This window comes from Candidatus Harpocratesius sp. (assembly GCF_054039255.1).
Map to the genome: position 1 here is coordinate 16,281 of NZ_JBPLBG010000016.1, position 26,390 is coordinate 42,670.

At 31.5% G+C, this 26,390-nt stretch carries 14 protein-coding genes and 1 tRNA gene; 6 read left to right on the forward strand and 9 right to left on the reverse strand.

All coding sequences use genetic code 11. The features are described from left to right. Positions 1–98: 98 nt before the first annotated feature. Entirely contained in the window at positions 99–878 is a 780-nt protein-coding gene (locus ACXLDF_RS03775; RefSeq protein ID WP_457557159.1) for a biotin--[acetyl-CoA-carboxylase] ligase, read from the reverse strand. Positions 879–1,085: 207 nt separating this feature from the next. Here ACXLDF_RS03775 and ACXLDF_RS03780 point away from each other — a divergent pair, with 207 nt between their 5' ends. From ACXLDF_RS03780 to ACXLDF_RS03790, 3 genes are all read left to right on the forward strand, one after another. Then, the gene (locus ACXLDF_RS03780) at positions 1,086–2,660 is read left to right on the forward strand and encodes an acyl-CoA carboxylase subunit beta (protein ID WP_457557160.1); all 1,575 of its coding nucleotides are present in this window, start codon (positions 1,086–1,088) and stop codon (positions 2,658–2,660) included. A gap of 78 nt (positions 2,661–2,738) precedes the next feature. Further along, positions 2,739–14,129 (forward strand): SDR family NAD(P)-dependent oxidoreductase, encoded by an 11,391-nt coding sequence (locus ACXLDF_RS03785; RefSeq protein WP_457557161.1) that lies wholly within the window; start codon positions 2,739–2,741, stop codon positions 14,127–14,129. Continuing rightward, positions 14,129–14,920, forward strand: coding sequence for an alpha/beta hydrolase (locus ACXLDF_RS03790; protein WP_457557162.1), 792 nt, complete (start codon positions 14,129–14,131; stop codon positions 14,918–14,920). The genes ACXLDF_RS03785 and ACXLDF_RS03790 overlap by 1 nt, the downstream gene beginning before the upstream one ends. Positions 14,921–14,989: 69 nt before the next feature. Here the strand turns inward: ACXLDF_RS03790 and ACXLDF_RS03795 are convergent, their stop codons facing one another. From ACXLDF_RS03795 to ACXLDF_RS03815, 5 genes are all read right to left on the reverse strand, one after another. Further along, positions 14,990–16,075, reverse strand: coding sequence for an isocitrate/isopropylmalate dehydrogenase family protein (locus ACXLDF_RS03795; RefSeq protein WP_457557163.1), 1,086 nt, complete (start codon positions 16,073–16,075; stop codon positions 14,990–14,992). A 63-nt stretch (positions 16,076–16,138) separates the two neighbouring features. Beyond that, on the reverse strand, positions 16,139–16,624 hold the full coding sequence (locus ACXLDF_RS03800) for an acyl-CoA carboxylase biotin carboxyl carrier protein subunit (RefSeq protein WP_457557164.1): 486 nt from the start codon (positions 16,622–16,624) through the stop codon (positions 16,139–16,141). A 166-nt stretch (positions 16,625–16,790) separates the two neighbouring features. Beyond that, positions 16,791–18,284, reverse strand: a complete 1,494-nt coding sequence (locus tag ACXLDF_RS03805) for an acetyl-CoA carboxylase biotin carboxylase subunit (RefSeq protein ID WP_457557165.1) — start codon at positions 18,282–18,284, stop codon at positions 16,791–16,793. A gap of 132 nt (positions 18,285–18,416) precedes the next feature. Continuing rightward, complete coding sequence (locus tag ACXLDF_RS03810; protein ID WP_457557166.1) at positions 18,417–18,617, reverse strand: helix-turn-helix transcriptional regulator; 201 nt, start codon at positions 18,615–18,617, stop codon at positions 18,417–18,419. Positions 18,618–18,696: 79 nt separating this feature from the next. Continuing rightward, positions 18,697–19,554: a helix-turn-helix transcriptional regulator gene (locus tag ACXLDF_RS03815; RefSeq protein WP_457557167.1), complete on the reverse strand. Its 858-nt coding sequence runs from the start codon at positions 19,552–19,554 to the stop codon at positions 18,697–18,699. Between the two features lie 208 nt (positions 19,555–19,762). On the opposite strand from ACXLDF_RS03815, the gene ACXLDF_RS03820 reads away from it, so the two are divergent. Beyond that, entirely contained in the window at positions 19,763–21,121 is a 1,359-nt protein-coding gene (locus ACXLDF_RS03820; protein WP_457557168.1) for a TRM11 family SAM-dependent methyltransferase, read from the forward strand. A gap of 99 nt (positions 21,122–21,220) precedes the next feature. Here ACXLDF_RS03820 and ACXLDF_RS03825 read toward each other — a convergent pair whose 3' ends face one another. Continuing rightward, positions 21,221–23,212, reverse strand: a complete 1,992-nt coding sequence (locus ACXLDF_RS03825) for a metallophosphoesterase family protein (RefSeq protein ID WP_457557169.1) — start codon at positions 23,210–23,212, stop codon at positions 21,221–21,223. 183 nt (positions 23,213–23,395) lie between these two features. Between ACXLDF_RS03825 and ACXLDF_RS03830 the strand changes: the two genes are divergently transcribed. Beyond that, positions 23,396–23,614, forward strand: a complete 219-nt coding sequence (locus ACXLDF_RS03830) for a hypothetical protein (protein ID WP_457557170.1) — start codon at positions 23,396–23,398, stop codon at positions 23,612–23,614. Between the two features lie 343 nt (positions 23,615–23,957). Beyond that, entirely contained in the window at positions 23,958–25,475 is a 1,518-nt protein-coding gene (locus ACXLDF_RS03835; protein WP_457557171.1) for a two-component system sensor histidine kinase NtrB, read from the forward strand. A 59-nt stretch (positions 25,476–25,534) separates the two neighbouring features. On the opposite strand, the gene ACXLDF_RS03840 is transcribed toward ACXLDF_RS03835, so the two are convergent. Together ACXLDF_RS03840 and ACXLDF_RS03845 are read right to left on the reverse strand one after the other, a co-directional pair. Beyond that, positions 25,535–25,632: transfer RNA gene (locus ACXLDF_RS03840), tRNA-Lys, on the reverse strand. A 34-nt stretch (positions 25,633–25,666) separates the two neighbouring features. Next, positions 25,667–26,386 carry a 50S ribosomal protein L2 gene (locus ACXLDF_RS03845; RefSeq protein ID WP_457557172.1) on the reverse strand — a complete coding sequence of 240 codons (720 nt, stop codon included), beginning with the start codon at positions 26,384–26,386 and terminating at the stop codon, positions 25,667–25,669. Between the last annotated feature and the right edge of the window lie 4 nt (positions 26,387–26,390).

A 26,390-nucleotide genomic window follows, 5' to 3' on the forward strand; every position in this document is an offset into this window, starting at 1 on the left:
CTTTTATTAACTATAGTTTTAAAATAATTATAAGAAAAATTTCCATTTTCCACATTCCAAATAAATAAGAGATATAATTGAAAAAGAGTATAAATTGATTAATCATATGAAATTATCATAGAAGAATCTTCAATTTTCAAAAAATAATATGTTTTTTTTGAACACAAGACTAACTCTCCTTTGTCATTAATTCCATTAATAATACATTTTTTACCATTATTTAAGGTTAGTTGCTTTCCTATATATATTAGATGTTGATTATATTTAGATATTAGAATTGCTTTTTTATTTTTTGGAAATTTTACAATAAAGGATTCCCAAATTTCATTATATAAGTTTTTCAACAAGATTCGAGCAAAACCAATAATAGAAACTTTTGTGTGAGTTAAATCAAAAACTGATATTACATTTTCTTTTAAGTATTCTGGAAAACTTGTTGTAGAATTATTTAAATTTATGCCAATTCCAATTAAGAGAAAATTAAAATCTGATTGAGTAATCAATTCAAGTAAAATTCCCCCAATCTTCTTAAATCGATGAGAATTGCATGAAAAGTTAACAACTAAGTCATTGGGCCATTTTATAACAACAGGTATTTTTAAATACGTATTTAGAAAAGATTGTAGAAGTTGAACGATTCCATAATGGAGAAAAATAAACTGTTCATTTGATAAAAGTTTTGGTAAGGGTATTCCAAGAGTGCTCCAAAATCCTCCAATTGGAGAGACCCAATCATCATTCTTTCGTCCTCTTCCATGTTTTTGAGTTTTCGCAATTAAAAAAACACTTTGACTTGAGTTTTGGTTAATATATGGAATGATTGCATCTTGAGTTGATGAAACTTCGTCAGTATAAATTATCTTTACAGAAGGTATCACGATGTAAAAAAAAAAAAGTGCTTGTTAAATTTTCTTACCATCATCCTACTCGGAAAGGTAGGTGGTAACTTTATATGTAAAATTAAATTTTTCATCTCCATTATATTGTTATTTTTCAACATTTACGAGAAAAGAGAAAAAATACTAATCCAATGGGGATAACTCGAATTTTCTTTTTATATAAAATAACATTTATTCAATTCAATAATGATTTTAGAAAAAATTGAAGGTAGCCAATCACCTTCACCTTCTTCATCTGATCTCATTGGGCTCCGCCGTAAGTCTAAAGAAGGTGGAGGGCCATTAAAAATCAAATCTCAACATCAGAAAGGAAAAATGACTGCTCGGGAGCGAATTGATTTATTAATTGATCCTGGAACCTTTACAGAAATCGATGAGTTTATACTTCATCGCTCAACTAAATTTGGGATGGAACATCAAAAATACTATGGTGATGGTGTTGTTACTGGATTTGGTTTCATCAATGGCAGAAAAGTATTCTTATATAGTCAAGATTTTACTGTTATGGGCGGAAGTTTAGGGAATGCACATGCTAAGAAAATTTGTAAAATTATGGATCTTGCAATTAAAAATGGTTGTCCTATAATTGCTCTTCTTGATTCTGGAGGTGCTAGAATTCAAGAAGGTGTAGATTCTTTAGCTGGATTTGGCGAAATCTTCTATCGAAATGTTCAAGCTTCCGGTGTCATTCCTCAAATATCCGTTATTTTAGGTTCATGTGCAGGAGGTGCGGTCTATAGTCCTGCACTTACAGATTTCGTCATTATGGGTGGGGATCATGCATATATGTTCGTTACTGGGCCTCAAGTTGTCGAATCTGTGACAGGAGAACAAGTTTCGTTTAATGATCTTGGGGGGAAGGATATTCATGCAAATATTTCGGGTGTTGCGCATCTGGTCGCTAATTCTGAAGAACAAACCTTGGATCTGGTAAAAAAATTACTCTCTTACATCCCTTCCAATAATTTAATGGATGCACCTCAAGGAAATACTGAATTAGAGCCAGATCAAACCATAAATCTTGATACAATAATTCCAGAAAATGAAAATGAACCTTATGATATGAAATTTGTAATTAATGGAATTATTGATGAAGACTCTTTCTTTGAAATTTTTCCTTCCTTCGCTAAAAATATCATCACAGGATTTGGACGTTTACAAGGGAATACAATTGGAATAATTGCCAATCAACCAATGGTTTTAGGGGGCGCAATCGATTTTCATGCTTCCGATAAAAGTGCCAGATTCATCCGATTTTGTGATTCGTTTAATATTCCTATTTTAACATTAGTAGATGTTCCTGGTTTCATGCCTGGAACTAAACAAGAATATGCTGGTATAATCCGGCATGGGGCTAAGATGATTTTTGCATATTCTGAGGCAACAGTTCCAAAAATCACGATTATTACTCGAAAAGCATATGGGGGTGCATATATCGTCATGGCTTCAAAGCATTTGGGTGCTGATATTAATTTAGCGTGGAATTCTGCCCAAATTGCAGTTATGGGCGCTGAAGGTGCATGTAAAATTCTTTACCGAAAAAAAATTCAACAATCTGATAATCCAGAGAAAGAATTAGAAAGATATATTGCACAATATAAGCGAGAATTTTCAAACCCATTTCAAGTTGCTGAATTAGGCTATGTTGATAAAGTCATTTTTCCTTCAGAATCCCGTTCAATTATTTTAAATTCGCTGCAATTTCTCATAAATAAACGTGAAAATGTCCCAAAAAGAAAACATGGTAATTTTCCTGTCTGATGATAAAAAAATCTTTTTTCTACTATACTTATATTTCAAAAATTAAACTCTATACTTAAAATTGAAGAGGTTGTAAAGATGAAAAAACCACATGAAATACTTAAAATTTTAAACAATACTTTGCCGATCTGGGGATATAATCCTCAAGGTTTTGAAGATATAACTGTTCTTGTAACTCTCTGCGAGAATAATGCTGTAGGTATATTAAATGCTGAATCTTTTTCTATTTCACAAACTAATAAAATAATTAATCAAATATCAAAACAAATACAACCTTCAAAAATATGGGGAATTCGCATTACTAATGAAGATTTCATCTCTGATTTAGATTTTAACACAAACAATATGATTGTAATTTGTTCGTTTGTTCCATCAAATAAAAATCTTGAAATTTTAAAAAAGAAATCACTGCTTATCTGTGCAGAAGTGTTAACCTCACAAGAAGCAAAATCTAAAGCAAAATGGGCTGATTTCTTCTTAGTTCGCGGAAATGAAGCAGGTGGTTTTGTTAGTAATCGAAATTCTTTCATTCAAATTCAAGAATTCTATAAATTGGGATATAGTTTTATCATTGAGGGAGGATTTGGTATATACAATGTTGGTGCTGCTTTAATTGGTGGTGCTCTTGGTGTAGTATATGAATCACAATTGTATTTATTACAAGAATCTCCATTAAGTCATCCATTTAAATCTTATATTAAAACCCTGCAAGAAAATGATTTCTACTTGTTTGCTGAAAGTGAACATTTTAACTTTCGTTTGATTGGAAAATTGGCCAATAAATCTATTCGAGAAGTTAAATTGAAGGAAAAAGACTTTTATAAGCAAATTCTTGAAAAAGAAGGCGAAATTACCCGAGAAAAGTTTACAAAAATTTTATTTAGTGTTATTCAAAAAGAGCGGGGAAAACAAATAGGATTTCCGGATTTTTCATCAAAATACCCAAAACATTCATTTCTTCCTTGTGACCATGGTATTATTTTTGCAAATCAGATTGCTGAGCAATTTCATTCTATTTCAAGCTTTATTCAAAAATTAACTGAAATTATTATTCGACAATATAAATTAATTAAAAAACAGTGGCCTTTTCAGGAATCTAGCCCATTTGCTCAGAATATAAATGTTAAATATCCTATCATCCAAGGTCCAATGGCAAATATTACTGAATCGATTGAATTTGCCCAAATTGTTGCAGATCACGGTGCATTACCGACATTTGCTTTAGGAGGTTTGATGGGACCTGAAGCAGATGCATTATTAGAAAAAATCTCAAATTCATCTTTACAAAACTACCCATATATGGCTGGAATTATTGGATTAGAAGTTGTCAAAAAACGTCGTGAACTTCAATTAGAATCTATAAAAAAACACAATGTTCCTTTTACATTAATTGCAGCAGGTTCTGTGGATTTAGCCAAACAAGTAATCAGACAAGGTGAGAGAGTTTTTTTACATACACCTGCTCTATCTATGTTTAAAGAAGCCGTGAAAAACCAAATTGAATTTTTAATTTTAGAAGGGAGTGAATGTGGAGGTCATATTGGAACCCTTTCATCTTGGATATTGTGGGAAAACATACTTCAATACTGTAAAAAAGAACAACAATCATTTTCTCAAAAAATTAACGTTATTTTTGCAGGAGGTATTATTAATGAAACCAGCAGTGCGATGTTGGCGATGATGATTGGTGATCATCTTGATATAATCAATCCTGGAATTCAGATGGGGACATCCTATCTTTTCACTCCAGAAATTACATCTTCAAAGGCATTATCTCCCCTTTATCAGAATCTATTGTTGAATCATAACTCAACTCGTGTCATAGGCGCAACTGTAAATACACGAGCACGTGTAATTCCATCGATATTTAGTTCAGAAACAATCAAAAAAGAACTCCATAGAATAACAGAAGAAATTCCAATTTCAAAGCGTAAAGAACTTTATGAAAAGGATAATTTGGGTGCTTTACGAATTGCTGCGCAAGCAGAAATCTGGAATAATGATCATATTCCTGGAACAGGAACTACTCAATTTATTCCAATATCTCCAGAAAAACAAGAAAAACTAGGTGCATTCATGACTGGCGAGTCACTAACTCTTCGTACCACAGTCGTCCCTATAAAAAATTTACACTATGATATTACCAAAGGAGGATTTCATAAAATTTCAAATCTTCAAAAATATAATTCATTAAATCAAATTCTAAATTTTAAGAATCAATTAAAAACCAAGCCTGTTTTTGAAAAAACAAAAAAAGAATTCGCAGATTCTCGGGTTGCAATAGTAGGGATTGGTGGAGTATTTCCTGATGCTTCAAATATTAGTGAATTCTGGGATAATATTTTATCAGAAAAATATTCTATTACTGAGGTTCCTAAAGATCGATGGAATTATGAAATATATTTCAGTGAAGATCGAAATCAAAAAGATAAAACTTACACTAAAATTGGGGGATTTATCAAGGACTTTAAATTCAAATCAATTAAATTTCGAATCCCTCCACAAATGGCTAAGAGAATGGATCCTGTCCAGAAATGGGCTTTAACTGCAGCTAAAGAGGCGTTGATGGATGCAAATTATCCTGTTGATGGAAAACAACCTCTCTCATTAGCTGTTATTATCGGAAACTCTTTGGGGGGGGAAATCCAAAGATATAATGATAAAAGGGTCTTCTTCAACGAAATTAATCACTATCTATATCAAGCAGAAAAGAAAAATATTGGAGATTCACACTCTATTCGGAGAATTAAATCTTATCTTGAAGATAATATAATCAAAAATATTCTTCCTATTAATGAAGATACAATGCCTGGTGAATTATCAAATATAATTGCTGGCAGAATTAGTAATGTCTTCAATTTAAACGGAAAGAATTTAACCACTGATGCAGCATGTGCTTCAAGTCTTGCAGCTTTAGATACGGCGGTAAAGGGTCTTCTATTAGGAGATTACGATGCAGTTTTAGCAGGTGGGGCTGATCATTCAATGGATCCATCTGTTTTTATAAAATTCTCAAAGATTGGGGCGCTTTCCGCAAAAAAATCCTGTCCATTTGATGCAGAAGCAGATGGTTTCGTTATGGGAGAAGGAGCAGGTTTTGTTGTACTTAAACGATTATCTGATGCAATTCGCGATAATAATAAAATTTATGCGGTAATCCGAGGAATAGGTGCTTCTTCTGATGGTAAAGGTAAAGGAATTACTGCACCTAACCCACAAGGTCAAAAAATGGCCGTCATACGTGCGTTAGACTCCGCTAAAATTCAAGAAAATGATCTTCAATATATTGAATGTCATGGTACTTCCACTGTAATAGGAGATGCTACTGAATTAATGGTGCTTCAAGAATTACTCCACTCTAAAAATCCATCTCATAAAATTGCAATTGGTTCTGTTAAAAGTCAAATTGGGCACTTAAAAAGTGCAGCTGCTATCGCTTCAATTATTAAGACGAGTTTGGCACTTTATCATAAAATTATTCCTCCTTCTATAAATTTTAACATTCCAAATCCCAAAGTTGACTGGGATAATGTTCCTTTTTATGTAAATACTCACGCAAAAGAATGGATTCGTCCTCAAAACTCAATAAGGAGAGCAGGTGTTTCTGCTTTTGGATTTGGTGGGACCAATTTTCATGTCATATTAGAAGAGTTTTATCCCGAATCTTTAAACTATCCTACAAATTCTATTCCAGAATATATTCCATATTCTGAGGGAATCATTCAAACGAATCAACATAGTGAATTTTCATTTGATAATTCTGATCCTTCTTTAGTATTTATGTTCAGTGGTCAAGGAAGTCAGTATGTCGGGATGGGTCATGAACTATATGAAACAATTCCAGAAATCCGAGATATTTTAAATCGTGCTAATGAAATTTGTCAGAGTTTTGGAGATTTTAACCTTCTTCAAATTTTATTTGGTGATAAATCGAAATCAAAAAGTGAAAATCAAAAAATATTAACTCAGACACAGTTCACTCAACCTGCGATTTTTAGCTTGGAAATTGCCTTATTCAAATATTTAAATAACCGTGGGATTGTCCCAGGAATTGTTGCCGGTCATAGTTTGGGTGAATTCTCTGCTCTTGTTGCTGCAGGAGTGATGGATTTTGAAGATGCATTAAAAGCAGTCATTATTCGAGGTCAAGCAATGGGTACATCCGCTCCTGATTCTAAATGTGGAATGGCTGCTCTATTGTGTCCAATTTCTCAAGTAGAAGAAATTCTTAAAAAAATTAAAGAGGGAAATGTTTCGATTTCTAATTATAATTCTCCTACACAGACAGTCATATCTGGTGATTTAATAGGTATACAAAATGCTTTGAAGTTCTGTAAAAAAGAAAATGTTACAGCGAAACAGTTAAATGTATCACAAGCATTTCATTCAAAATTTGTGGCATCAGCTGGCTCTAAATTAGCAGAATTTCTAAATACAATCAAATTCCATAGACCAAATATACCAGTATATAGCAATGTATTAGGAAGTGCATATCCGACTAATTCTGATAAAATAAAGGGGATTTTAGTAGATCAAATTACCTCACCTGTTCGTTGGACTGACGAGATTGAGCAGATTTATAATGCGGGAGGAAGAAAATTTGTAGAAGTTGGACCTAAAAAAGCCTTATTCTACTTTGCCAAAGAAATTTTGAAAAAAGCAAAAAATGTTTCTCAATTCTTTACTTTAACTCCGAAAAAATCTGAAGTAGAATATCTAAAACAGATAACAGATGAAATTAGTAATCAAATGCAAAATAGGGTGCATAATCTTTCTTTAAAATCAAAATATCTCTCTTCTAAACAGAATTTACATAAGATACTTAACCAAAATAGAGATATATCAAGTAATAATGTGTTTGATGAATTGTTTTCTGATAAGACTATCCAAAGTCTTAGTACACAACCTCATTTTAGGGAATTTCTTGCTCAACAAAAAGAAATACTCGCCCCCATGTTAAAAGCATCCTATTCTCAATTTATTCGCTTGTATAGACAAGAACAAGAACGAAAAAAGAAAGAATCGACACAATTTATCCAAAATACACTACAAATTGGAGTAACCGGTGTTGGATTGGGAATTCCAGGAAAAGATCGAAATGTATTCGATGATTCTAACATTATTGCAATTTTAAATGGGGAAAATTTTATTGAACCTCTTCCTGAAGAAGTTAAACTAGGAATATTAGATAAAAATATTGTTCGATTAAATAAAACTTCTAATGGAGATGCCTCTTTTATAGAAATAAAGGATATCTCTCAAGTTATTCATCTTGCTGGGCAAATTGGTGCATTTAATCCCAAAAAAGATTTTCTTCTGGATGATAAACTGCTGAATGCTCTGGATATCACTTCAAAATTAGCAATTGGCGCCGGATTAGAAGCTTTGAAAGATGCTGGAATTCCTTTAGTAAAATCAAAGATTACTACAACAACAGGAAAGATAATTTCTGGAGATTGGGCATTACCAGAAGAACTACAAAGAGATACTGGTGTTGTTTTTGCCTCAGCATTTCCTGGATTGGACAATTTGGTAAAGGATCTTACCACCCACTTAACACAACAGTTAAAATTAGAAACATTTGAGAAATTTAATCAAAAGTTTTCCAAATTTCTTAATGAAATTTCTCATCCCAAAATTAAAAAAGAGTTAGAAGAATGGTATTATGAAAATAAAACGTTAATTTTTGGTGATAAGAAAGATCTCATACATTTTAACCGTGCATTTCTCTTTCGAATCTTATCCATGGGTCATTCCCAATTTGCACAAATCATCAAAGCTAAAGGGCCAAATACACAAGTAAATGCTGCATGTGCATCTACTACAAATGCTTTCGCAATTGCTGAAGACTGGATTAGAACTGGGCGCTGTAATCGAGTAATTGTGATTTCTGGAGATTGTCCAACTACAAAAAGTCTATTTCCATGGCTTGGAGCAGGATTTGTTGCAAGTGGAGCTGGAACAATCAAACAAAATTTAACAGATGCAGTTTTACCCTTTGGAATTGGTCGAAATGGCCTTATTGCTGGAGCGGGTGCGTCTGCATTTGTTCTAGAAACTCAATCTGAATCAAATAGACGTGGAATTAAGCCAATCGTTGATTTATTAGGAACACAAATTAGCAATAGCGCATATCATGGATCTCGTCTTGACAAACGAGATATTACTGAAGAATTCAATCGTTTTATTACAACAATGGTTAATCGACATAAAATCACAAAATTTGAAATTGCTCGTAAAGGTATGTTTGTTAGTCATGAAACTTACACACCAGCTCGAGGTGGAAGCTCTGAATCAGAATTGGAAGCATTATCTAATACTTTCGGACCAGATGTGAGTAAATTACTAATTGTAAACACCAAAGGATTTACAGGTCATCTTATGGGAGTTGGTATGGAAGAAGCTGTTGCGATAAAATCAATTGAGTACGGAATTATTCCTCCAATTGCAAATTCTGCTAAAATAGACCCAAAATATAGCAAGTTTAACTTCTCAACTGGGATTAAAGAACGAAAAGATTATGCAATTCGGTTTGCTGCAGGTTTTGGATCCCAAATTGCGATTTTAATGTTCCGCAAAAATACACCCATTAATAGAAAAGATGAAAAAGTGTATCATGCTTGGCTTCAATCTGTTGCAGGTTCAACTTCTCTCTTTTTAGATGGCCGAGTTTTAAAAGTTGACTCAAAACAGCAAATTTCATTCCCACAAAAGCAATCAATTCCATCTTTTTCACAAACATCAAAATCAAATAAAACAATTTTAGCCACTTTGATTCAAATTATTGCTGAAAAAACGGGTTATGATATCTCGGATCTTGAACCGCAGTACCACTTAGAAGAAGATTTAGGGATTGATACAATTAAACAAGCAGAGATTTTCGGAGAAATTAGAGAGAAATGGAATATTGAGGAAAATCAGTCTTTGAATATTAGTGAAATGCAAAGTATTGCGGATATTGCCAATGTATTATCGCGAATGGTGAATGACCCATCCCAGATTTCATTCCAGACTTCAAGTAATAATCATATTAATCAAAATAATTGGGAAGAAAAAGTCCGGGCAATTATTTCAGAAATTACAGGTTATGATCATGAAGATATTCAATTGGATTTTGATTTAGAAGAAGATTTGGGGATTGATACCATAAAACAAGCAGAGATTTTTGGTCGAATTAGAGAAGAATGGCAAATTCCTGAAGAGACTAGTATCAATCTTACAGAATTTCGTAGTATTAATGATATTCTTGCCTTTTTATCTAAAAATTTCTCTGATTCCAGCTCTCATACTAAAAATACCATTGATCTAAGTACATCAGAAATAAATATTAACCAACCAACTCAAATCAAAGAAGAGGAGATCAAGAAAATTATATCTGAAGTGACTGGTTATGATCTTGAAGATATTCAATCTGATTTTGATTTAGAAGAAGATTTGGGGATTGATACCATAAAACAAGCAGAGATTTTTGGCCGAATTAGAGAAGAATGGCAAATCTCTGAAGATACTCAAATAAATCTTGCTGATTTTCGAACGATTCAAGATATTTTAACTCTTTTGAATTCAACTAAAAATGTAAATAATTCAATAGATAATAATGTTGCAACTGTTGATAATTCTCAGATCTCTAAAAGTAATGATAAAATTAGAAGTGAATCCAATATAGATCAAGTTAAATCAATTATTGCAGAAATTACTGGTTATGATTCAGAAGATTTAGAGTTAGATTTTGATTTAGAAGAAGATCTGGGGATTGATACTATCAAACAAGCGGAAATATTTGGTCAGATTCGTGAGAAATGGCAAATTTCAGATGAATCTTTGATTAATATCGCTGAATTTCGGACAATAAGAGATATTGTAAATTACATTACAAAAATTAATGAAAGAAATCTAAGTTCCCAAGAAATTTCTCAAAATGCAAAATCATCAAATGAAAATAGAACAGTAAACGAAATTATAGAATTACGAATAAAATCAATAATATCAAGAATTACTGGATATGATAACGAAGATTTGGAATTAGATTTTGATTTAGAAGAAGATCTGGGGATTGATACCATAAAACAAGCTGAAATATTTGGTTCAGTTAGAGAAGAATGGCAGATTTCGGAAGAAACTCCAATAAATTTAGCAGAATTCCGAACTATTGGAGATATTGTAAAATTCTTAATTCCAATTGTTTCTGATCAAGATAAATCAGATCAGTCGGATTTTGAAAAGTCTGATTCTTTCCTATCAAGAACTAATGATGAGAATGATCTTGAGAATAAAATAATTGATGATAAGATCAAAATTTATTCTATTAAACCAGTTTTATTAAATAAAAGTGAAAAAATGAGTGAAAACAAAAAGATATTTGAAATTCCAATGGTTTTCATTGAATTTAATTCTTATTCTGATTATGGTACAAAAATAAAGGAAGATTTATCTTCAAAAGGAATCAAACTAATCCCTATATTATTTAAGTATGAAACTGGCCTTGAAGGAATCTCAAGTTTTATCGATAATATCAAAAAACAAGACATAACCAATGGTTACAGCATTTGTTTATATTGTAGACCATTTTCAAAAGAAGAAAATCTCAATCAGGCAACTACGCACTTTTCTAACATTTTCAATTTTATTAAATTACTTGGTCCAGAATATATCAAATATGGATTTCTTCTTTCTAAAAATGATATTCTCGATGAAGCTATGATATCAAATCCTATTTCAGCTGCATTTTCAGGATTTTTCAAATCATTAAGTAAAGAAATGTCTTTTAAATTTCTTCATCTTTCCTTCACTTCGCCTCTACTAGTATCTTCTGAAATTTTAAAGGACCACTCTGTGTTTGAAATCCAAATAGATGAACAAGGTAATCGATATACTCTTTCTAGAATAAAAATAGGAAATCGACCATTGAATCAAGCAAGAAAAATTTCTTCAGATGATTTGGTTGTGGTTACAGGAGGTGCAAGAGGAATTACTTTTGAATGTTTAAATAAATTGACAGATTCTATTCATCCTTCGATTGTATTGTTAGGTAGGACTCCACTTAATCCAGATTTCAATAAATTCCTTTCATATTCTGAAGAACAGATGAATATGTTAAAAAAAGAACGCAGCATGATACTTAAGAAAGAAAAAGGAAAAGTAACTCCTGTAATTATCCAGAAAGAATGGAATAAATTTCTAAATCAACTTGAAGTTTTAAGAAACATAAATATTCTACAAAAGAAAGGATTGCATGTAGAATATTTTTCAGTAGATGTGACTCAATCATCTCAAATATTTGAAATTATGAAGGAAATTTCCAGAAAGTTTGAAAAACCCATTACAGTAATCATTCATGGAGCAGGAATGGAGGAATCGAAGAATTTCTCAAAAAAGGATCCAAAAATAGCAAAGTTAATTGTAGATATCAAAGTAAAAGGATTAGCGAATCTCCTTAACAATATTCCTTTAGAATCTTTAAAATATTGCATTTTATTTTCTTCTATTGCTGGACGCTATGGAAATCAAGGACAAGTGGATTATGCCTTTGCTAATGCCTTTCTTTCCCGCCTTTCATGGGATTCAGGATTTAAAATTCCCACTCTTGCAATAGACTGGTCTGCATGGGCTGATGTAGGGATGGCCACACATGGGTCAACAATGAAAGTGCTGAAAATGGCTGGTGTCATTCCGATTCCCGTTCAAACTGGGACTGCCTTATTCTCATACCTAGTTTCTAATGGATATACAGGAGAATATATTGTCTCAGGAGATTTGGGATTATTTGAGCAAAATGAACCCATTTTTACTATGATTGATACATTACAATATCCAATGCTTTCAAAAATACGTTATAATCGGGGTCAAGTTATTGCTTCTCATCAATTTTCCACAATTAGGGATATATATCTTTTAGATCATCAAATTGAAGGAAAACCTGTTTTACCTGGAGTAATGGTTTTAGAAACTTTTGCTGAATTTTATCAGGCTTTACATTCAACTGAGAAATTCGTTTTAAAGGATGTAGAATTTAATACACCTTTAAAAATTTTACCACAGAAACGAGTTTCTATTGAATTGCAATATGATATGAATTTTATTTCACATCAAAACCAACATCAACATCAAAATAACTATGGTCTTCAAGTCGAAAATCTTCTTTCTTTCTATTCAAAGACATATCCACGTGTAATGAAGGGAAAACCTTTGATTAAGGAACATTTTAAGGCAAAAATCGAAGTTTCACCTCAAGTTGATTCATCAATTGTTCCAAAGTTCCCTTCTTTCATCCCCTCACTTCCGCTTCTTTCACAAGATGAAATCTACAAAATTTTCTTTCATGGGCCACGTTTTAAGGTAATAAAAGAGTTGCTAATGTGGGAAAAAGAATCCATAATCACTTCAGTTTCCTGTCAAAATCAATATCTGTTTAGCCCCGATTTCAATACTTCTAACCAAGTTAAATTTACTTTGGATCCATTAGGAATTGAGAGTTTATTCCAAACAGCTGCTCTTTTAGATTTGGTTCAGTATTCCCAGTTATCACTTCCATCAAAAATTGGAAAAGTCGTTAAGCTATCTAATGAAATTCCAAAATATGCATTTGTTGAATATATTGGACGAGATCAACATTACAGTTATTTTGATGCATGTTTATTTTCCGCTGAAGGAAAACCTATCATTATGTTGAAAAATCTTGGATTAATTCATACAAATTTAAATATAGATCTTCCCTCAGCGATTAAAAAAAAATTCAATACACTTGCTGAAATCAGTCGAATTATTCCTCATTCCTATGCATCAAAATATCAAATAATCCCTCTTCCTCAATTGACGCAAATGATTACTAAAAATTCTTCGAAGATATCTATATTTTTAACAAAAAATGAACAAGAACGAATTAAAAATATGAAGAATAATAAACGTTTCTATGAACATATTGCTGGTGTTATTTGTGCAAAGATGGCATATTTTAAATATCTAAATCAAATACCCAAATATCTTGAAATTGAGGTTGTGAAAAGGGAATCTGGTCAACCATATTTCATTAAAACTAAAACAAAAGAAATTATTCCAATTCATCTTTCAATATCACATTCTCATTTTTTTGCTTGTGCTGTTGTAAATCATAATCCTATTGGATTGGATTTAGAAAAAATCGAAGATCGCAGTCCCTCTTTCTATAAAGAGGTGTTTACTCTTGAGGAACAGCGGTATATCAATCAAAATTCAGTAATTGGAACACAATTCTGGACCGCTAAAGAAGCTTTTTCAAAAGCTATTGGTACAGGATTGAAAATGAATTTAAAGGAGATAGAACTTGCACATAAAACAGATAATAACCATTTTGAACTGAAATATTTTGGAAATCAAAAAAATATTCATGAAATAACTCAAAATATTCAATGGATTTCCCAAAAAGGTACAAATTACATTTTGAGTCTATGTGAAATACCTGGATTATCGAATAATAATGAGGAGGAAATTTAATGCAAAAGGAAGAATTAGATATTATTGTTAGAGAAGAAAAACTACATGGAATTTTATATATCCCAGAGAATCATCATCATCCCAATGGTTCCAATTTGCTTTTTCCATTAATAATTCATATTAATGGTATGCCTGGTACTTCTCCTGAAGATGATGAAGATCGTTTTGCCAAAAAATTTACAGAACATGGAATTGCTTATTATTGCTATGATCATCAAGGAGTTCGCCAAAGTTCTGGTGTCTTTACATATTTTTCAGCACAAGCAAATATTGAATATGTAGTGGATTATTTAGTGCATCATCGATTTATAGATCCACTTCAAATTGGATTATTAGGAGAAAGTTTCGGTGGAGCAATGGCTCTTTGTCATTCAGCACGTGATTATCGAATTTCAGTTTTAGCACTTCGATCTCCAGTATCAGATACAGAAATTGTTACTACATATTCATTTTTTGATGATTTGCTCAAAATTTGGACTAGGAACAAGCAAATGAGATTTCCACCTGACAAAAATATGAAAAATCTTTATATTTCTCAAACTCATCACTATAATCCCAAAAATATGGCAGACTCAATTAATCAGCCTGTTAAAATCATTGCTGGGAAGCGAGATGAATTATTGGGGGATAAAGGATTTGAGGATTTGTTTAAGAAATTAAACTCTACCCAAAAAGAAATCGAAATATACCCAAAAGCAAATCATAATTTTACTAATGCAAAGGATTTTGAAAAAATGAGGGATTCTTTTATTGAATTCTTTTCAAAACAATTCAATGGAAATTCTGAATAACTTTTAAGTATAATATCTACTCTTTTTTTCATAAAATCAAGATGTTGATTTTCCGTTTCATGATTTTAATTATTTTTTTAATCTTGATTTTAACTCATTTCCAATAATTGTACCCATTTCAGAACAAGTTGTTTTTAGAAGTTTTTCATGCTTTTGTGGGTTTCGTGGAAAAATATCGAGAGTTCTATGTGTTTTAAGGGCAGTAACAACTGATTCTTCAATAACTTCTCCCAATTTTGAATCATGAAAAGCTTCTTCAAACATAAGTTTACACGAAAGAATGGTACCTATTGGGTTGGCGATATTTCTTCCTGCAATATCGGGTGCAGATCCGTGAATTGGTTCAAATAAAGAAACACCATCGGGATTAATATTTGCACTTGCTGCCATTCCTAAGGAGCCTGTAAGAAACGCAGCTTCATCGCTAATGATATCGCCGAACATATTTTCTGTAACCACAGTTTGGATTGATGAAGGAGCACGTATTAACCATTGACAAAAAGCATCCACATAATAATTCTTTTTCAAAAGATTCGGATAATATTTTCCTTGTTCTAAAAATATTTCTCGCCAAAATTCACTGCAAACCAGCATGTTAGCTTTATCAACAGAAATAATTTCAGAATGTCCTTTTCTTAATGCATATTTGTAAGCATATTTGATTATTCTTTCTACAGCTTTTCGTGTATAAATCATAGAATTAGTTGCAGTATTGTTGTTAACTATTCCCCCTATTCGACTATATAAACTTTCCGTATTTTCCCGAATTATAGAAATATCTATCCCATTTTTATAAAACTCCGGCTTTAATGGACATATTTCAAATAATGGTTTATAGAGCTTCACTGGACGAAGATTAATATATAAATCAAGTCCTTGACGCATCTTTAAAATTGCAGATTCTGCTATACCTTGCGGTAAGTCGGGTAACCCAATTGCGCCAAAAAGAATTGCATCTGCTGATTTCATTTGTTCAAATGAAGACTTGGGAAGATTAGTTCCAGTTTGTTTATATACTTCTCCACCGAGAGGTGTTTCCACAAATTTTAGTTCATAATCTGAATATTGGGAAATTATTTTTAGAATTTTGAGTCCTTCATCAACAACTTCAGGACCAATGCCATCACCTTTGGCGATTGCGATTTTTTTTTCCATAATTCTCATGGAGTAGTCTATCTTTCTGGGATAAAAATTTAACGTTATTAGATAGATCGAACATTATTCATTAATTATGATTAGCAATTCTTGATCCTGAGAAACCATATCTCCTAGCTTTGAGTATATTTTATTAACTTTTCCTGATATAGGAGCTAAAATTCGATTTCGCATTTTCATAGCTTCTAAAATTAGAATTTCTTGGTCCTTATTAACAATATCATTTGGATTAACTAAGATTTGCAAGATTTTTCCAGGGATAGGTGCCTTTACAACCGCTTTTTGAGGAGTTCTAGGACCTGGATTTGATTTTGATAAATCAATATATGGTTTTATATTTATATCTACTTCTTCTCCTTCTAAAAATAATTTTCCATTTATATTTTCTAAAATAAATTGAAATTTCCCAAATGAAACTTTAAATCGATTTTCGGTTTGTTGGACAACCTTTGGTGAAAAAACATAACCATCAATCCTAATTTGGTGATTGTCTAGTAATTCAATAATAAACTCACGGCCATGGTAAATTACTTTTTTCTGTTTTCCCAAAAATATTTCTCTCTCCTTTTCTCTATCGCTGTTATAATAAATGTGTACTTTTTTTCTTCTTTTTTGCATAAATGAAAAATTAAATTAACAATAATTAACAAAAAAATCAGATAACTGATTAAATTTATTGATTACTAAAAATAACAAATTACTTTTAATCTTTTTATTATCTAACTTGTTCTCTACGAGCTGACTCACGCCACATATTTCTAATTGGATTCTTTGATACTTCTGGAACCACATTTTGTTGTGAGATGTTAAAAAGTTCAAAAACTTGAGAAATTGCAGCAATTTTCATATATTCATAATTCCGAAGAATTTTGGTGATATTTATTTGATTTAGAAATCCTGTTGAGATTAACCATTGTTGATATTCTCTAGTTTCAATTATTGCTTGATGCAGCTCAATATTTGTTTTTACTCCTGAAATTGTTAGTTCTTTCAAAGCGTTTCTGGCTATTAAAATTGCTTGTTCTCGATTTTTTCCCCACACAATTAGTTTTCCAACCAAAGAATCAAAATGGTTTGGAATGGAATACTGTGGATAAATAAAAGTATCAAATCGAACATTTGAGCCGCCAGGAATGATAACTTGAGTTATTTTGCCACTCTGAGGTAAATTTTGAGAGTATGGATCTTCCGCATTAATACGAAATTCGATGGCATGACCTTGAAATGAAATTTCATCTTGTTTATAATGTAAAGGTTCTCTAGCTGCAACCTTTAATTGTTCAACTACAAGATCTATTCCTGTGATCATTTCTGTAACTGGGTGCTCAACTTGAATTCTTGGATTAATCTCATTGAAATAAAGTTGATCATCTTTCCAAAGAAATTCAGCTGTTCCTGCATTAACATATCCTAAATTTTTGGCCAAATCACAGACTTTTTCACCTAATTCATCCACGATATTACGATCCAAAAAAGAAGGTGCTTCTTCTATAAGTTTTTGATTTGAGCGTTGAATGGAGCATTCTCGATCACCCAAATGAATAACATTACCAAAATGATCTCCAATAAATTGAATTTCAATATGCCGTGGATTTTTAATAAATTTTTCAATAAATACTTCTTTTCGTCCAAAAAATTGTTCAGAGATGGCTTGGCATCCTTCAAATGCAGAACGTAATGTGTGAACGGAGTTTACACGCTCCATTCCACGACCGCCACCGCCAAATGCAGACTTGATTATTATTGGGTAGCCAATATCCTCTGCTATTTGTTTTGCTTCTTCAAATGTATGAATAAATCCACTAGAACCAGGAACAACTGGTAACCCGACTTCTTTTGCAATATTTTTTGCCTTTATTTTATCTCCAAGATAGTCAATTATTTCTGATTTTGGACCTATGAAAATTCTCCCACTTGCTTCTACCGCCTTGGCAAATTCTGCATTTTCTGAAAGGAAACCATATCCAGGATGAACTGCATCTGCATCCGATTTATCAAGAATTTCAAGAATTTTTGTAATATTGAGGTAAGTTTCTTGAACGCTACCTGAACCTAAGGAAAAACATTCGTCTGCCATTTTAACATGTAAAGAATGGGTATCATCTGATGAAAATATTGCAATTGTGTAGATTCCTTGCAGACGACATGCTCTTATTATTCTAACCGCGATTTCCCCGCGATTTGCAATTAATACGGATTGAAGCGTCATTACATAAACTCATATAATATGAATAAAAAGCATTCCTCGAACTTTCAGAGTATTAATCATAGAGAAGTTTTATTTAAATAAACAAATATTTGATCAAAGATAAATTTAGATTAGAAAGAAAAAAAGGAAAATTTAATCATTTTCATCTAATTCAAAAATAGTTGAAACCGGTTTTCCGAAATATTTCGCAATTTTGAGAGCTACGATAATATTTGGCCTTTTTGCCCCTTTTTCGATATATGAAATCATTTGTCGAGATACTCCAACTGCTGTTGCAAGCTCTTGTTGTGAAATTTTTACTTTCTCTCTAAATTCACGGACCCGATTCTTCATTTTTTCAAATTTCCTTGTCTTTTATTCGGGAAAGATCTAATTTATTTAAGAAAAAATAATAAAAAACAGGCTCTTAAATTTATTTTTCAAGTTCAAAAATTTCTTCGATTGAAACATTGAATTTACGAGCAATTCGCATTGCTAAAGTGAGGGAAGGAACAAACTCTCCTGTTTCTAAGTACTTTATAGTTGATTCTGCAACACCTACAGCATCAGCTAATTGTGATATTGATAATCCCATTTGTTCTCGTAATTGTCTTATTTTTGTTTTTATTTGATCCTTTTCCCTCATCTTTGAAAGGAAATAAGCGATAAATTCATCAAAAACGATATTATTGTCCGTAAAAACATCAGATAAACCTGATTTTGGGCTATCTTGAGTATATTTATGAACAAATTTATTGATCTTTACTTCTATTTCAGTTGGATTTTTCACACCAGGAATGTATCCTTCAGGTCGAATAATTCCTTTATGAGCGTTGGCAGTAGCAGCGCTTGAACCAGCAGTTTCTATTTTAACTTTGTATAATTTAAGTATTCGGTCTCTGATATTTTGATATATCGCTACATTTTGAATTCTAGAATACGGAATCGTTGTTTTTGTTTTAGTGAGAACACCATAACGAATTATTATGAATTTTTCTGTGAATTCGTAGGAAAAGTTTTTTACATATAAAACAGCAAAAATCCATGTTATTCCGTTAGATAAGGTTACAAATCCTATTATAACCCAGAATATCACTTTCCATAATTTAGCTTCATTTAGATTTGAGCCATCTTCTCTGGCGATTGCAATAATAAACCAACCTAATCCGTAAATCGCCAAGCTTACAATAATACTTCCAATGATACTACCTATAATTTCATGTTTAATGTAAGCAAGATCAATTTTGTGCACATTTTTGTGATTTGAGTTCATAGATTTTATTGATTCCATTTTTTTTATTCTTCACTTCTTTTTTCTTAATAATTTATTTAAATGCATTTGAATTGCAACCAATGGTTGCACATATAATTAATAAATTATAGGCTTAAAAATATTTGCAACCAGTGGTTGCGTTTATAAAAATTATTCGTACACTTATTTACACTTTTCCAACATAAATTTTTAAAAGAGCGCGACATTGAAGGGGATGAATATATTCATGCAAATTCCTTCTCTTTCTGAGTTGTTACCTCAAATAGATCTTACATATCGTCCTGAATCTTCACATGATCAGCTTTTTATACTTGGACGAAATCCAGAGTTATCTCTTGCAGAAATATGTGCACTTTATCATTCTATTTCCATTTCACCGAAATTTATCGATGTTTCCACAGATGGAGCGATTGTTACCGCACCCAATCATATTGATATTCAAATGTCTGGAGCAATTCTGAAGCAGTGTGAAATAATTGGACAAATTAATCATCAAATGTCAGAAGAGAGTATAAGATATCTTTTGCTGGAGCATTTTGAGGCAGAATATATCGAAGATAAATCATTTTGGGCAATAAGTATATATAACAGAAATCGATCTTCTATGTCTTTAGATGAATTTTCTCATTTCTTAGAATTAATGCATGGAGCAGTAAAATCTTGCTTAAAAAAATTAAAAATTCGAAGAACCCAACGGATTAACGAATATCAGCAAGATTTTTTGTCTCCACGTAAGTTAAAAAGAAAGGAAGTTATAGAACGAGGATTTGAATTGATTTTATGGTTTCAACCTAATCAAATAATCATTGCCCAGACTCGAAAAGTAATAAATATTGATGAATTCGCTCGGCGTGATTCTGATAGGCCTTTTACTCGTCCACTTTTATTATTAGGATTAGCATTGGCGCGTTCAATGATTAATTTAATTTCAATTCAAGAGAATAACCATAATAGATCAATTTATGATCCTTTTTGTGGTATGGGTACAATTCCAGCTGAAGCCTACTTATTAGGAATTGAATCTTATGGGTCAGATATAGACTCTGAATGCGTAGTGCAAGCTCGACAAAATCTTAAATGGCTTTCTCGACAAAAAAAATACCGTAAACAAAAGGAGCCATATCATTTAGAGAATATTTTTCAAATGGATATTACAAATCCAGAACTAAATAAATTCCCATGGAATATTGCAGATCGCAAAGAAAAAGATAAAAAGGTAGGAAAAATGCCGCCATATAATGGGGCAATTGTGGCAGAAACAAATTTATTGAATCCTCGTAAGTCTTATCCTTCACGTTCTGAAGCTTTACAAATGTTGCAAGAATTTGAACATAACTACACACAATATTTTCAAGGATTAATGTCAATTCTTCCAGTTAAAGGTATTGGAGTGCTGGTTTTCCCTCAAATTCACATGAAAGATGACAAGATTCTACAATTCCCTGTTAAACGATTTTTAAGTGAATTTAACTGTAAAATTCTTTCATTTCAAATAAATAATATAAATATTCCTGCTATATTTGTTCATAAATGGAAAAAGCCCATTATTGAACGGCTTATAGTAGTTTTTCAAAAAAAATCTTAAAAGAAGAATAAAATAAGCAAAAATTTTCTTCTCTTTTATCCTCCAGATATAAAAAAAGATAAAGAACTTGAAATAAGAAGCAGTTCAATTTTTTAATGTTTATAATTCTGCGATATCTATCAGATTAATTTCTACTTCTTTCTCATCTCTGCCAAAAAGACTTTCTTTATGCTCGGATTTAGAAACAGAATCATTCTTTATTTCTTCGATTTCTTCCTCAGTATTATCATTTACCTCATTGTACTCATCTTCTTCTTCATATTCATCTTCTTCTTCATATTCATCTTCATCATCGTATTCATCTTCATCATTATATTCATCTTCATCATTATCTTCATCATTATATTCATCATCGTATTCATCTTCCAAAGGCTCATTTTCTTCACCAACATCTTCATATTCATCTTCATATTCAGGATCAGGTGGAAAGATGATTTCTAGTATTTTACCTTTTGCTGGTTTTTGCTTGAAATCTAAAGCACTTAACAAACCAATTAATCTATTATTATTATATACCCTATAGCCATTTTTCAACGTGTGATTTCCAACAACCATTAATTCAATGTTGTTAGTCTCAGCAATAGGATCGAAAAGCTGCTGGTTAATTTTATAACCTACAGAACCTGAAATTGCTGAATAAAAGGTTCCATTTTTCATTCTAAGAGCTGGAAGATTTGCTACAATTTGTTGAGTGATCGAGTCCATGTCTTTGATTAATCTCTGATGATTTTGAAAATGCTGTTCAAACAGATTTATCACATCTTCTGGATTTTCAAAATTAATTGGAAAATATCCATGTGCTGCAAAAATAAGCCGGTAAGGAGATTCAATATAATGTGCTATAGGTAATTGCACATAAAACTCATAAAGAGATTCTAAAACTTCTTCATTGAAATGTTCCAAGATGTACTTTTTCAATTTGAGCTTTTCTACCTTTTTCTGATCCTCATAAGTTCCTCGAAAAAGTAATACTTCTTTGGGATATAAAATATTAAAACAAATTAAATATAAAAGTGTATGAAAATCCATAGATGTTCCACCAATAAAATTGCCCAAAAAAATCAATCGGAGCGGATTTTCTGTAGCTTGTGCTTCAAATATCTTGGGTTGAAAGAAACGCATTAATTTATCTAAAGATTCAAAATTTCCATAAAGATCACCGATGTAATACATCTTTGAATTCCCAGGTAAAGATTCAATCAATACCTTACTAGAATCAATCTTTTTATATATTTGTGTTATTTGTTGGAACATTTGGAGTATTTTTTGGCTTGCTTCTCCATTTCCATAAAATTCATCAGGTGTAGGGTGGTTAAAGGAATGTAAAAAATAAAATTCCCAAATTTTCTCTATTTCAGTCGGTTCTAAGAATTTTAATGAAGGTTTTGAAGAAATATATGGCGATTCATCCGTATTCGGTGGGGTTTTTGTTGACTTTGATGAATTAGGTGGATTTGCATTAATTAATTCTGTTTCTAATTTAGATTTTCCTTTTCTATCCAAATCATCAGCATTATCTTCATTTTCTTCATTATATTGAATTTCTTCTTCTTCAATCTCGTCATCCATAAAGTCATTAATTTCTTTTTTTTTAATTTTTTCACGATCTACCATAGCCTGAGTTGTTAGAATCTCCAATTCTCGTTCTTTTTTCCACTTTATAAGAGTATTCCTTTGCTTTTTTTTCTGTTTCTCAGTTAGTTTTTTATTTCCTTCTATTTCATTCATTTGTTGCTCAAATTCTTTCTCTAGATTGTCTAATTTTTGCGACATCTCCGAATTATCTGTATCCAAATTGAAATCTATTGAGCTTTCAGTCGAATCGGATGGAATTAAATGGTTATTATCTTCTACAGAATTAGAAGTTGATTTTGAAGTATAAGCAGCATCTCCAAGCTTTTCAATTAAATAATTAATTCTATTTGAAATTTGCTGCATGAAAATGGATTCATTTGGAAGATTCAAATGTTGATATTTAATTAATTTATAACATTCTCGCAATTGTTCTAAACATTTTAATGGTTCCTTGCTTTCTAATTGATTTGCTGCTCGTAAATGTCGAAAGAATTTTTCTTGTTTTGGTGTTCGCAATCTATTTTATCCCCCAAATTTTACCATGCTAATTCATAATATAATGCTTAAAAAATTAAAGTATTTATATTATAAAATTTGGTAATGATTTCCTCTTTTGTTTGGAATTTTTTTTATTGGTTTTAATATAAAAGCTTTAATATACTAAAATCGCGGTAAATAGGATAGGAGGCGATAATCTATATGCCTGAAAATCCAAACATTACCAAATTTAAAAAAAAGGAAATTATCAAGTATTACCGAGATAATGTTTATTGGGATAGCAGTGGGGAAATTTTAGAATGGAATTCCTATAACCGCGAAAAAATACTTCAAAAAATGCTGGAAAAATTCCAAAATTCTTCCGAATTTGAAATTGAAAGCATTTTAGAAGAATATCATCGAAAAATTGCATTATCCTAATTTTAATCTGATCATTATTTTAGGATATATTTTATTATAGGAATCTTAACATAGTGGAACGTATCAATGAATTCTCTGAAATAAATTCAGAAGAAAGTAAATAAATTTTCTTTATACTCTTCTAAAGGAACAGAAATTATATTGGTGTTACATTTTTAGCTCTTTCTCATACTTTTATATGTATTTTTTTTAAGTATCTGCACTTTTTTAGTTATTAAGCGATTGAAAATTTTCTTTTTCTAATAAAAAACGATATAGCTTTATAATTTGGTTAGTACTATATGAATACATAACAACATCTCTACAGCTAAGATGGAACAATTTCTATTCTGGCGTTTTTCAAATGAATAAAACAATATTTAAAGGGAAAAAAAGTAATTATCTTCAAAAATTGAGAAAATTATATCCTACTCTTGGATCTCCTATTCTAAAATATCCAAAATATATAGGATATTTCCTTGGATTTTTATTGTTTCTTTTTTTTTCTATATTTGTTTTCACTCTTTATTTTTATACAGATACACCAATAAATCTAATGGGTTTTTTAATTTATTGTCTATTTCTTACTGGTTTTCTATTCTATTTTTATGGTTTTTCATTTCATACAAAAACTGCCGAGCTAATGGATATTTCACCTGTTTTAATTGCTGCAGGGGTTGTAATTACCCAAAATATTTTGGGTATCGCGATTTTACTCCTTTTAAATGCTTTAATCGGTTATTTTTTTGGAATTCGAAGAATTCATGCGATTATCTTTAATTTCAGCCGAAATGGGATAATTGCCTATCCAATTTTGTGGATTCTTACTAAATTTTCTTCTCTTATCATCCCAAGTTTAAATTACCTTTCAATTCTTATTCTAAGTATAATAATTTCATTATATCTTTATTTAATTAATACCATTTTAGTAAAATCCATTATTTCACTTTCTTCACATCAATCATTTTTATTAACACTTAAAGAGATGGATTTTTCTGAAGAATTTTTTCAATTTACTAGTTCACTTCTTATTTTTAATGCACTTTTTATCTCATCTTCTCTTTTAGGTCCAGTTTTACTTGCATATGGTGCTCTTTTTTATCAGCAAATTCGTAAACATATTTATTATGAAAATCAAAAACGTTTGAAAATAGAATTACAAGAAATCGAACTGCAGAGATTGGAAGAACAACTGCGTTTACAAAAAATGGAATCACTGGGATTGTTGGCAGGTGGAATTGCTCATGATTTCAATAATTTTCTTACTTCAATTCTGGGAAATTTAGAACTTTTAAAAATTGAGAATGATCCAAATGAAATTGAAGAAATTTATTCTGATCTTATGGAAGCGGTTGATAATGCCAAAAGAATGGTTCAACAGTTAACAAATTTTTCTCGAGCTTCTCCAAAAGAAATCGAATTGATTGATATAAACGAAGTAATTAACGATACAATTCTTTTTGTATCTCGTGGTTCTAATTGCAAATTTTATTCTAATTTTACCCCAAATTTGCAATTAAAAATTACGCGTTCTCATTTTATTCGTATTCTCACGAATTTGCTAATAAATGCCATGCAAGCTATGCCCCATGGAGGTATAATCCAAGTTACCACTGAACGTGTAAAAATTTCTTCAAATTCTCCATTACCAATCCCACCTAAAGATTATATTTTACTCACAATCACTGATCATGGAAATGGTATTCCGAAAAATATTCAACACAAAATTTTTGAACCCTATTTTACAACAAAAAAAAATGGAACAGGGCTTGGTCTTGCCACCGTATTTCGTTTAATGCAACAATATAATGGTTTTATCCATTTTAAATCGAAAGAAAATGTTGGAACTACTTTTTTCCTCTATTTTCCTTACAAAGATTGATTGATCATACTTAATTTCATTTTCTTTATTATCGAATATAGAATTCAGATAAAAAAATACGGGCTATAAGGGATTCGAACCCCTGACCAACGGATTTCTCCAAATCTCTAAAAGGAGCCTAAGAGTCCGCCGCTCTACCTGGCTGAGCCAATAGCCCTTATTATGAGTGGATATAAAAAAATCCCGAATTATTATCGGGTTTTACGTCCTGATTGTCGCGCAGCAATCATTCCAACTTTACGACCAGGTGGAGCATTTCGTGAAGTGGTTGTAGGCCTTCCAGAAGTTTTCTTTCGTCCACCTCCAAATGGATGACTGCATGCATTCATTCCGCTTGAAGTAATTACAGGCCAATTTGAAGCTTTGGTTTTCATTAAATGGAATTTTGCACCTGCTTTCATAAATGGTTTGGTTGTAATACCACCACCAGCTACCACACCAATAGTTGCTCGGCAATTTGGATTCATAGTTTTACGATGTCCAGAAGGAAGTAAGACACTTACTCCTGTTTCAGATCGTGTCATAACAGTAGCAGTTGTGCCGCCAGCACGGATAAATTTCCCACCATCTCCTGGTTGCTGTTCTATGTTATAAATCAAGCTTCCTTCAGGGATATTTTTTAATGCCATTGTATTTCCTACTTTAATAGGGCATTTTTCGCCGATTTGAAAAGTATCTCCAATAAAGATACCTTCTGGTGGAAGCCAAAGTGTGCGACTGCCATTTTCATAATCCATTAAAGCGAGAGGTGTACCTCTTCCACCTTCATGAATAAAATCGATAACCTTACCAGAAATTACTTCATTTGGTGCGGTGTGGATATATTTTACTGCTCCACGTTTTTTATGTTTCGGAGATCGGAAATTTTGGGTTCCTTTACCCCGACGTTGTACTAAAATTCTTCTTCCCATAATG